Below are 3375 nucleotides of genomic sequence, written 5' to 3'. Positions count from 1 at the left end.
GTTCGGCGGCGTCCTACTCTCCCACAGGGTCCCCCCTGCAGTACCATCGGCGCTGTAAGGCTTAGCTTCCGGGTTCGGAATGTAACCGGGCGTTTCCCTCACGCTATGACCACCGAAACACTATGAAACACACAACCCGACACACCATCGTCACCGACGGCGGGATTGTTCGTGGTTTCAGAACCAACACAGTGGACGCGAGCAACTGAGGACAAGCCCTCGGCCTATTAGTACCGGTCACCTCCACCAGTTACCTGGCTTCCAGATCCGGCCTATCAACCCAGTCGTCTACTGGGAGCCTTACCCCATCAAGTGGGTGGGAGTCCTCATCTCGAAGCAGGCTTCCCGCTTAGATGCTTTCAGCGGTTATCCCTCCCGAACGTAGCCAACCAGCCATGCCCTTGGCAGAACAACTGGCACACCAGAGGTTCGTCCGTCCCGGTCCTCTCGTACTAGGGACAGCCCTTCTCAAGACTCCTACGCGCACAGCGGATAGGGACCGAACTGTCTCACGACGTTCTAAACCCAGCTCGCGTACCGCTTTAATGGGCGAACAGCCCAACCCTTGGGACCGACTCCAGCCCCAGGATGCGACGAGCCGACATCGAGGTGCCAAACCATCCCGTCGATATGGACTCTTGGGGAAGATCAGCCTGTTATCCCCGGGGTACCTTTTATCCGTTGAGCGACGGCGCTTCCACAAGCCACCGCCGGATCACTAGTCCCGACTTTCGTCCCTGCTCGACCCGTCGGTCTCACAGTCAAGCTCCCTTGTGCACTTACACTCAACACCTGATTGCCAACCAGGCTGAGGGAACCTTTGGGCGCCTCCGTTACCCTTTAGGAGGCAACCGCCCCAGTTAAACTACCCATCAGACACTGTCCCCGATCCGGATCACGGACCCGGGTTAGACATCCAGCACGACCAGACTGGTATTTCAACGACGACTCCACCCGAACTGGCGTCCGAGCTTCACAGTCTCCCAGCTATCCTACACAAGCCGAACCGAACACCAATATCAAACTGTAGTAAAGGTCCCGGGGTCTTTCCGTCCTGCTGCGCGAAACGAGCATCTTTACTCGTAGTGCAATTTCACCGGGCCTATGGTTGAGACAGTCGAGAAGTCGTTACGCCATTCGTGCAGGTCGGAACTTACCCGACAAGGAATTTCGCTACCTTAGGATGGTTATAGTTACCACCGCCGTTTACTGGCGCTTAAGTTCTCAGCTTCGCCCACCCGAAAGTGAGCTAACCGGTCCCCTTAACGTTCCAGCACCGGGCAGGCGTCAGTCCGTATACATCGCCTTACGGCTTCGCACGGACCTGTGTTTTTAGTAAACAGTCGCTTCTCGCTGGTCTCTGCGGCCACCCCCAGCTCAAGCAGCAAGTGCTCTCACCAGGAATGGCCCCCCTTCTCCCGAAGTTACGGGGGCATTTTGCCGAATTCCTTAACCATAGTTCACCCGAACGCCTCGGTATTCTCTACCTGACCACCTGAGTCGGTTTAGGGTACGGGCCGCCATGAAACTCGCTAGAGGCTTTTCTCGACAGCATAGGATCATCCACTTCGCCACAATCGGCTCGGCATCAGGTCTCAACCGAAAGCAAGGCGGATTTACCTACCTTGCGGCCTACACCCTTACCCCGGGACAACCACCGCCCGGGATGGACTACCTTCCTGCGTCACCCCATCACTCACCTACTAACCGCTTGGTCCGGCGGCTCCACCACTTTCCTTCCCCCGAAGGGTCCGGAACGGCTTCACGGCCTTAGCATCACGATGCTCGATGTTTGACGCTCCACAGCGGGTACCGGAATATCAACCGGTTATCCATCGACTACGCCTGTCGGCCTCGCCTTAGGTCCCGACTTACCCTGGGCAGATCAGCTTGACCCAGGAACCCTTAGTCAATCGGCGCACACGTTTCTCACGTGTGAATCGCTACTCATGCCTGCATTCTCACTCGTCAACCGTCCACGACTACCTTCCAGTGCCGCTTCACCCGGCAGACGACGCTCCCCTACCCATCACAGCCGGCGTTGGCCGTTATGCTGCAATGACACGACTTCGGCGGTACGCTTGAGCCCCGCTACATTGTCGGCGCGGAATCACTAGACCAGTGAGCTATTACGCACTCTTTCAAGGGTGGCTGCTTCTAAGCCAACCTCCTGGTTGTCTGTGCGACTCCACATCCTTTCCCACTTAGCGTACGCTTAGGGGCCTTAGTCGATGCTCTGGGCTGTTTCCCTCTCGACCATGGAGCTTATCCCCCACAGTCTCACTGCCGCGCTCTCACTTACCGGCATTCGGAGTTTGGCTAAGGTCAGTAACCCGGTAGGGCCCATCGCCTATCCAGTGCTCTACCTCCGGCAAGAAACACACGACGCTGCACCTAAATGCATTTCGGGGAGAACCAGCTATCACGGAGTTTGATTGGCCTTTCACCCCTAACCACAGGTCATCCCCCAGGTTTTCAACCCTGGTGGGTTCGGTCCTCCACGAAGTCTTACCTCCGCTTCAACCTGCCCATGGCTAGATCACTCCGCTTCGGGTCTTGAGCGTGCTACTCCACCGCCCTCTTCGGACTCGCTTTCGCTACGGCTACCCCACCCGGGTTAACCTCGCAACACACCGCAAACTCGCAGGCTCATTCTTCAAAAGGCACGCAGTCACGAGATACAGCAAGCTGCATCCGACGCTCCCACGGCTTGTAGGCACACGGTTTCAGGTACTATTTCACTCCCCTCCCGGGGTACTTTTCACCATTCCCTCACGGTACTATCCGCTATCGGTCACCAGGGAATATTTAGGCTTAGCGGGTGGTCCCGCCAGATTCACACGGGATTTCTCGGGCCCCGTGCTACTTGGGTGTCTTCCAAACGAGCCGCTGACGTTTCGACTACGGGGGTCTTACCCTCTACGCCGGACCTTTCGCATGTCCTTCGCCTACATCAACGGTTTCTGACTCGTCTCACGGCCGGCAGACCGTGAAAGAAAGATCCCACAACCCCCCAAGCGCAACCCCTGCCGGGTCTCACACGCTTGAGGTTTAGCCTCATCCAGTTTCGCTCGCCACTACTCCCGGAATCACGGTTGTTTTCTCTTCCTGCGGGTACTGAGATGTTTCACTTCCCCGCGTTCCCTCCACACTGCCTATGTGTTCAGCAGTAGGTGACAGCCCATGACGACTGCCGGGTTTCCCCATTCGGAAACCCCCGGATCAAAGCCTGGTTGACGACTCCCCGGGGACTATCGCGGCCTCCCACGTCCTTCATCGGTTCCTGGTGCCAAGGCATCCACCGTGCGCCCTTAAAAACTTGGCCACAGATGCTCGCGTCCACTGTGCAGTTCTCAAACAACGACCAACCACCCA

Annotated in this window: 2 rRNA genes; both read right to left on the bottom strand. The window is 57.3% G+C overall.

The features are described 5' to 3' along the window. Positions 1–117 (bottom strand): 5S ribosomal RNA (gene rrf, locus ACIP94_RS38345). Positions 118–207: 90 nt separating this feature from the next. Next, positions 208–3325, bottom strand: a 23S ribosomal RNA gene (locus ACIP94_RS38340). Between the last annotated feature and the right edge of the window lie 50 nt (positions 3326–3375).

It is taken from the genome of Streptomyces sp. NPDC093261 (assembly GCF_044753645.1).
Taxonomy (GTDB): Bacteria; Actinomycetota; Actinomycetes; order Streptomycetales; family Streptomycetaceae; genus Streptomyces.
This window is presented reverse-complemented; position numbering and strand designations above follow the sequence as displayed.